Consider the following 6,947-nt stretch of genomic DNA (forward strand, 5'->3'; position numbering starts at 1 on the left):
CCCCTTCCAGGGGAGGGTGAGCAGGCTTCGAAAGCGCGGCCGCAATCAATCCGGCCGAAATGGGGAAGACGATGACGTACACCGACAAGATGCTGGCCCGGGTCGAGGACGGCATCGGCACCATGACGTTCAACAATCCCGAGCGGCACAACGCCGTCTCGCTGGAGATGTGGGAGGCGGCCGGCTCCATCCTGGAGGACTTCGCGAGCAATCCCGCGGTCCGGGTCGTGGTGCTCACCGGCGCCGGCGGAAAGGCCTTCGTGTCGGGCGCCGACATCTCCAAGTTCGAGGACGAGCGCGCCAGCGAGGAGGCCTACAATCGGTACAACGCGGCGGTCGACCGCGCCTCGACGCTGCTCGCCGAGCATCCCAAGCCGACCATCGCGATGATCCGCGGCTGGTGCCTGGGCGGCGGCGTCGGGCTCGCCACCTGCTGCGACCTGCGCATCTGCTCGGACACGTCCCGCTTCGCCGTGCCGGCCGCCAAGCTCGGCCTCGGCTATGCGCCGAAGGGACTCAAGCGCGTGGTCGACCTGGTCGGGCCCGCCTTCACCAAGGAGATCTTCTTCACGGCGCGGCAGTTCTCGGCCGCCGAGGCGCACCAGATGGGGCTGATCAACCGGGTGCTGCCGGACGCCGAGCTCGACGCCTATGTGCGCGACTACGCGACGACGATCGCCGGCAACGCGCCGCTCACGATCGCGGCCGCCAAGGTGGCGATCGGCGAGATCCTGAAGGACGAGTCGGACCGCGACCTCGCCCGCGCCGACGCCATGGTCCAGGCCTGCTTCGAGAGCCGCGACTACATCGAAGGCCGCCGCGCCTTCATGGACAAGCGCAAGCCCGCCTTCGAGGGCGCGTGAGCCGGTCTTGCTCTCGGTGATACCGGTCGTCCGGCAACGATCAGGAAATGCGACCGCGGACTCTGCGTTCGGGGCTCACCCCCCTCCCCGACCCTCCCCGACCCGACCCTCCCGCACAAGGGGGGAGGGAGCAGGCTGCGGCGCAACGAGTTCACCTCGACTGAAAGCGCGATGGATCGGATCCGGACGGCGCTGTGCTTCTTGCGTTCCCGCCCCCCTTGTGGGGGAGGGACAGGGAAGGGGGTGGCTTCACCCACGAGCCTCTCCTTCGCTCCATCAACGTGCGCCCCGAAACGTGCGCCCCGACCTACCCTCACCCGGAGTCCACGCCGTCGCCGCGTCCTGCCCCCGTCCATCACCCCACGCGCCGGAGTCCCGGCGGCTGCCAGGTGCCTTGGCCGGCCGGCAGGATCGAGGGCGGGGTCGTGCGCGGCAGGTAGATGCGCATGACGATGTACATCGGGCCCTCCGGCGCCGGCAACCAGTTCGACTCCCTGTCGGGGCCGGGCGACTTCGCCTGGATGAAGAGGGTCGTCGCGCCGTCCGGCCCCTTCTTCATGCCGGGCAGCATCGGCGAGTTGATCAGATAGCGGTCGATCGGGTTTTTGATCAGCAGCTGCGTCTTGGCGTCGTACATGGTGACGGACCAGAACGCGCCGGCGGGGGGCAGCCGCCCGGCCGGGAAGGTCAGCGTGTAGGCGTGCTTCGATCCGTCGAGCGTCTGACCGTCGGCGTCGACGCGTGTGGCCGGGTACATCGCCTCGATGGCGTCGTTGCCGTAGATGCCGGCCTGCGCCGCGGCGGCGCGCAGCAGCCAGTCGCCGTGGAAATGCGCGGCGTCACCGAACGGCGCCGCCACGCGCCAGCCGTCGATGCTCGTGCCGAGCGCCTTGGCGGCCTCCTCGACCTTGCGCTGCCCTTCGGCCATGCCGAGCAGGATCTCGGCCTTGTCCTCCAGCGACAGGTCGGCGAGCGCGAAGCTCTTGCCGGGACCGATGCCGATGCGGGCGAGCTGCTCGCGGATCCAGATCTCGTCCGGCGTCGCCGGTGCGAACTGCAGGGCGAAGTCGAGGAACTCGAAGAAATTCCGCTTCGCCAGCTCCTTGTCGATCTTCGGAAAGTCGATCGCCGGGGCGGCTTGCGGCGCCGGCCGCTTGAGAAAGGCCGAGAGCGGCCGCGCCTGGTAGCCGGCCTGCACGGCCTTCACGTTGCCGATGTCGGCGGGCTCGAACAGCTGGGTGCGGAACAGCGCCAGGGCGAACTGCGTCGTCGAGCGGAACACGCCCCGGATGCCGGCCGGCCGCGGTCCGGTCCAATGCGGGCCGACCACCATGTAGTCGCCCGGATCGCTGCCGGTCGCGCGCGTTCCGACGTAACCGAAGTTGTAGGTGTTGCCGTCGCAGAGCTGGATCGCATAGTAGCGCTTGGGGTCGACGGCCGGGACGGACAGCACCATCGGCTCGGCGCGCAGATCCATCCAGACGTCGGAATAGGGCGTGTCGCTGTTGGGCGTGACGACGGTGGTGTCCTGCCAGGTGAAGACGCGCGCCTCGTTGTGGAGCTGGTTGAACGGCGCCTTGAACTGCGGCCCCGCCGTGTCGATCGCGAACTCGTACATGACGCCGTAGTTCATCACGATCGGCAGGCCGTAGATGAACCCGGCCTCGGCGATGTCCTTCGCCTTGAAGAAGCCGGGGCGTCCCGGCGCCGTGGCGGCCCGCGCCGGTCCGGCCGCGAGCGTCGACCCGGCGACGGCACCGAGCGCCGCGGTGCGCAGAAGATCACGTTTCGTCAGCATGCGTCGTCTCCCGTGCCGGCCGCAGAGTCGTCCCGGATCTGCTGTCCGGCCGGCGCAATCCGATACCTCTCGGGGCCGACCGGGTAAACTCACGGTAGCGAGATCGGTCGGCGCGGCGTGCCGCGCGCGTGCGGTGGCGGCCGAGAGGCGGTCGGTTCGAAGACGTGCCGGCGCCGCATGGCAGGGTCGTCGGCGCCCCGCCGCGCGGTCGGGCGCTTGCGGGACGGCGCCGGATCGCCGAAGCTCCGCGCCGGAATTTCCTCATCGTGCCTATCCCCGCAGCCGATTCCGCAGCGACCCAGGTGAGCAGCATGGCCCCCCTCAGCCGGAGATTCTTCGCATCCTTCGCGGTCGTCGCGATGCTCGCCGCCACGGCGGGTACCGCGGCCGCCGATCCCGATCCGAAAACCATCCTCGCCCCCTCGGGCAAGCTGCGCGCCGGGCTCTATCCGGGCACGCCGACCTCCTACCTGGCCGGCAAGGACGGCGCGGCGCCGCGCGGCGTCGGCTACGAGCTCGGCAAGGCGATGGCCGAGAAGCTCGGCGTGCCCTACGAGCCGGTGGTGTTCGCCAAGAACGCCGAGGTTTTGGAGGCGGTGAAGACCGGCGCTGTCGACGTCGCCTTCACCAACGCCTCGGTGGCGCGCGCCAAGGTGATGGACTTCGCCCCGGCCTATCTGGACATCGAGCTCGGGTATCTGGTGCGGCCCGGGTCGCCCGTCACCAGCCTGGACAATGTCGACGCGGCCGGCGTGAAGGTCGGGGTGACGACCGGCTCGTCGTCCGAGGCGGCGCTGTCGCGCGATCTCAAGGCCGCCGAGGTGGTGCGGGCCGAGACCGTGGCGATCGCGGCCGAGATGCTGACGGCCGGCAAGCTCGACGCCTTCGCCACCAACAAGGCGACGCTGTTCGAGATGTCCGAGAAGGTGCCGGGCTCCAAGGTGCTGGACGGCCGCTGGGGCATGGAGCGCCACGCCGTCGCGATCCCCAAGGGCCGCGACGCCGGTCTCCCGTTCGTGCGCGCCTTCACGGCCGAGGTGAAGCAGAACGGCCTGGTCGCCGGCGCCGTGGAACGCGCCGGGCTTCGCGGCGCGCAAGTCTCCGAGATGAAGTAGGGGGCCTTTTCACCTCTCCCCGCTTGCGGGGAGAGGTGACGAAGCGGTGGTGAAGCGGTGGTGAAGCCACCCCCCTCACGGCTGCTGGACGCCGGCGGCCTTGACGACCTCCTGCCACTTCTTCCGCTCGGCCGCGATGAAGGCGGAAAACTCCTCCGGCGTGTTGGGGGCCGCCACGGCGCCGACCTCGGACAGCATCTTCTGCACCTCGGGCGTGGTGAAGATCGCCTTCACGTCGGCGGCGAGCCGGTCGACGATCTCGCGCGGCGTGCCGGCCGGCGCGAACAGGCCGTGCCAGGAGGTGGCGTCGAAGCCCGGCAGCGTCTCGGCGATGGTCGGCACGTCGGGTGCGATCGGGCTGCGCTGCAGGCTGGTCACCGCGATCGGCCGCACCGTGCCGGACTTCGCCTGCGGCCAGGCCAGCGTCATGTTGTCGAAGGCGAGATCGATGTGGCCGCCGATCAGGTTGTTCATGATCTCGTTGGAGCTGCGATAGGGCACGTGCGTCATCGTCGTGCCGGTCCGGATCTTGAACAGCTCGCCGGCCAGATGGTTGGAGGCGCCGACGCCGGAGGAGCCGAACACCAGCTTGTCGGGGTTCTTCTTCAGATAGTCGGCCAGCTCGGCGACGGTTGTGACCGGCAGCTTCGGGTTGACGACCAGGAGGTTCGGCAGGGTCGCGAACAGCGACACCGGCTGAAAGTCCTTCTCCACGTCGTAGGGCATCGTCTTGTAGACGAACTGGTTGATCGAATGGCTCGACACCGTGCCGACCAAGAGCGTGTAGCCGTCCTTGGGAGCGCGGGCGACCACGGTGGAGCCGATATTGCCGCCGGCGCCGGCCCGGTTCTCGACCACGAAGGGCGTGCCGGTCTTCTGCTGCATCGCGTTGGCGAAGATGCGGGCGAACATGTCGGTCGTCCCGCCGGCCGTGAACGGCACCACGATGGTGACCTGGCGGGCCGGCCAGGCGCCCTGTTGCGCGGCCGCGGTGTCGACCGCCACGGTCCCGAGCCCGGCGAGGGCGGACAGCAGGACCAGCGCGGCGGTGGCGAAGTGCTTACGCATGCGACGTCTCCATGTGCGTCTTCCCATTGTTCTTGGTCGGCGTGTTGGCTCTGCCGCGCCCTGTCGGGGGCGGAAGGCGGGCATCGTGGTCGTGGTAGGCGCGGCGCCACCAGGGGTCAATCGGTAATGCATCAGATTGACGAAGTGATGCATTAGTGCCTATGACGCACGGACGGGCCGAGACGAGACGAGCGCCCGCAGCGGAGGCCGCGTGAGCATCGCCGAGTTCAGGACGGATCGAGAGGCCGAGGCGCCGCGCGTCGCCGCCGGCACGTCGGTCTACGACCGGCTGCGCCACATGATCGTCACGCTCGAGCTGGCGCCCGGCACGGCGATCAACCGCGCGGCCCTGCAGGACAGCTTCGGCCTGAGCTCGACCCCGGTGCGCGACGCGCTGGTGCGGCTCGGCCAGGAGGGGCTGGTCGAGATCGTCCCGCAGAGCGCCACGCGGGTGAGCCTGATCGACCTGTCGGCGGCGCGGCAGGCGCAGTTCCTGCGCCGCGCCGTCGAGCAGGAGGCGGTGCGGCTGCTGGCGGCGGCGCCCGACAAGGAGTTCGAAGCCGAGCTGCGCGGCATCCTCGACGCCCAGGCGGTGCGGGCGGCGGCCGGCGACATTCCCGGCTTCGACGCGCTCGACCAGACATTCCACCGCCGGCTGCTCGAGCTCGCCGGCGCGCCCGACCTCTACGGCCTGGTGCGCCGCCGCAGCGGCCATATCGACCGCATCCGCCACCTGCATCTGCCGGTCGCCGGCAAGATGCGCGAGGTGGTGCGTGACCACGGCCGCATCCTGAAGGCCGTCGTGGCCGGCAACGACAGCAAGGCGCAGGCGCGGGTGCGCGACCACCTGGCCCGCTCGCTCGCCTATGTGCAGACCCTGCGGGACGCCCATCCGGGCTTCTTCCGCGACTGATCCGGGCGGTCGCGGCCGTCCGCACGAACCATCCCACGAGGCAGGCGATGTATATCGGCGAGCAGCTCATCGAACCCAGCGACGCGCGGCTGCGCCTGTCGGCCCAGCTCGGCTGCCGCGGCATCGTCATCGACACGCGGCCGGCCCGCGAGGTGATCGAGCCGGACGGGTCGTGGAGCCCGGCCAAGGTCGCCGCGCTGCGCCGGCGCATCGACGGCTTCGGCCTGCGGCTCGACGGCATGGCCCTCGACGTCGGCGCGATCCTGCTCGACAGCCTGCGGGCGCCCGAGCGGGCCGCCGCCACGGCGGCGCGGCTGCGCCAGCACATTCGGGCCGCAGCGGAGGGCGGCGTGCCGCTCCTCAAATACACGGTGGCGATGGTCGGGATCACCCGCACCGGCGTGGTCGAGGGCCGTGGCGGCATGCAGTGCAGCACCTTCCGGGCCGCCGACTACCGGCCGGAGGCGGACGCGCGGTTCTCCTACTGGGGCACGGTGCTGCCCGAGGACGGGCAAGGCGGCGCCTCGCCGCTCGACGCCAAGGGCGCCCCGGAGACCTGCGGCCAGGTGATGGCGACCGAGGCCGGGGCGATCAGCGAGGCCGACGGCTGGCGGGCGATCGAATTTTTGGTCTCGGAGCTGCTGCCGACCGCCGAGAAGGCGGGCGTAAAACTCGCCTGTCATCCGCACGATCCGGCCTATCCGCCCGGCGGCCTCAATGGCGTCCACCACGTGCTCGGCTCGCTCGACGGGCTGCGCCGCTTCGTCGCGCTCGCCCCCGAAAGCCCGTCGCACGGCTTCAACTTCTGCCAGGGCACCATCGCCGAGATGTCGACCCGGCCGACCGAGACCGTGCTGGAGGCGATCCGCGAGTTCGGCCCGCAGAAGCGCATCTTCATGGTCCACTTCCGCAATATTTCCGGCGGCTATCTCGACTTCCGCGAGGCCATGCCGGACGAGGGCTCGGTCGACATGGCGGCCTGCATCCGCGCCTATCGCGAGGTCGGCTACGACGGGATTCTCTGCCCCGACCACGTGCCGCTGTCCGACCTCGACCCCGGCCGCGAGCGCTTCTTCTCCTTCGCGCTCGGCTACACCCGCGGCCTGCTGCAGGCGGCGTGACCTGCGTCTGCGCGTCGTTCACCCTCCCCTGGAGGGGGAGGGTCGAACGCCGAAGGCGTTCGGGGTGGG

The 6,947-nt window shown here is 70.3% G+C and carries 6 protein-coding genes; 4 read left to right on the forward strand and 2 right to left on the reverse strand.

Going from position 1 to position 6,947, the window contains the following annotated elements:
• Window positions 1-71 precede the first annotated feature (71 nt).
• Window positions 72-863, forward strand: coding sequence for an enoyl-CoA hydratase (locus CH341_RS25960; protein ID WP_111421868.1), 792 nt, complete (start codon window positions 72-74; stop codon window positions 861-863).
• Between the two features lie 355 nt (window positions 864-1,218).
• On the opposite strand, the gene CH341_RS25965 is transcribed toward CH341_RS25960, so the two are convergent.
• Complete coding sequence (locus tag CH341_RS25965; RefSeq protein WP_111421864.1) at window positions 1,219-2,661, reverse strand: DUF1254 domain-containing protein; 1,443 nt, start codon at window positions 2,659-2,661, stop codon at window positions 1,219-1,221.
• Between the two features lie 311 nt (window positions 2,662-2,972).
• Between CH341_RS25965 and CH341_RS25970 the strand changes: the two genes are divergently transcribed.
• The gene (locus tag CH341_RS25970) at window positions 2,973-3,776 is read left to right on the forward strand and encodes a transporter substrate-binding domain-containing protein (RefSeq protein ID WP_111421865.1); all 804 of its coding nucleotides are present in this window, start codon (window positions 2,973-2,975) and stop codon (window positions 3,774-3,776) included.
• Window positions 3,777-3,851: 75 nt separating this feature from the next.
• Here the strand turns inward: CH341_RS25970 and CH341_RS25975 are convergent, their stop codons facing one another.
• Window positions 3,852-4,844, reverse strand: coding sequence for a Bug family tripartite tricarboxylate transporter substrate binding protein (locus CH341_RS25975; protein ID WP_111421866.1), 993 nt, complete (start codon window positions 4,842-4,844; stop codon window positions 3,852-3,854).
• A 211-nt stretch (window positions 4,845-5,055) separates the two neighbouring features.
• Here CH341_RS25975 and CH341_RS25980 point away from each other — a divergent pair, with 211 nt between their 5' ends.
• Window positions 5,056-5,757 (forward strand): GntR family transcriptional regulator, encoded by a 702-nt coding sequence (locus CH341_RS25980; RefSeq protein ID WP_245431254.1) that lies wholly within the window; start codon window positions 5,056-5,058, stop codon window positions 5,755-5,757.
• A 47-nt stretch (window positions 5,758-5,804) separates the two neighbouring features.
• Window positions 5,805-6,878 carry a mannonate dehydratase gene (locus CH341_RS25985; protein ID WP_111421867.1) on the forward strand — a complete coding sequence of 358 codons (1,074 nt, stop codon included), beginning with the start codon at window positions 5,805-5,807 and terminating at the stop codon, window positions 6,876-6,878.
• Window positions 6,879-6,947: the final 69 nt, after the last annotated feature.

It is taken from the genome of Rhodoplanes roseus, assembly GCF_003258865.1.
GTDB classification, from domain to species: domain Bacteria; phylum Pseudomonadota; class Alphaproteobacteria; order Rhizobiales; family Xanthobacteraceae; genus Rhodoplanes; species Rhodoplanes roseus.

Coding starts and splice junctions, on each gene's coding strand:
- CH341_RS25960 (WP_111421868.1), top strand. CDS start 72: ATGACGTACACCGACAAGATGCTGGCCCGGGTCGAGGACGGCATCGGC.
- CH341_RS25965 (WP_111421864.1), bottom strand. CDS start 2,661: ATGCTGACGAAACGTGATCTTCTGCGCACCGCGGCGCTCGGTGCCGTC.
- CH341_RS25970 (WP_111421865.1), top strand. CDS start 2,973: ATGGCCCCCCTCAGCCGGAGATTCTTCGCATCCTTCGCGGTCGTCGCG.
- CH341_RS25975 (WP_111421866.1), bottom strand. CDS start 4,844: ATGCGTAAGCACTTCGCCACCGCCGCGCTGGTCCTGCTGTCCGCCCTC.
- CH341_RS25985 (WP_111421867.1), top strand. CDS start 5,805: ATGTATATCGGCGAGCAGCTCATCGAACCCAGCGACGCGCGGCTGCGC.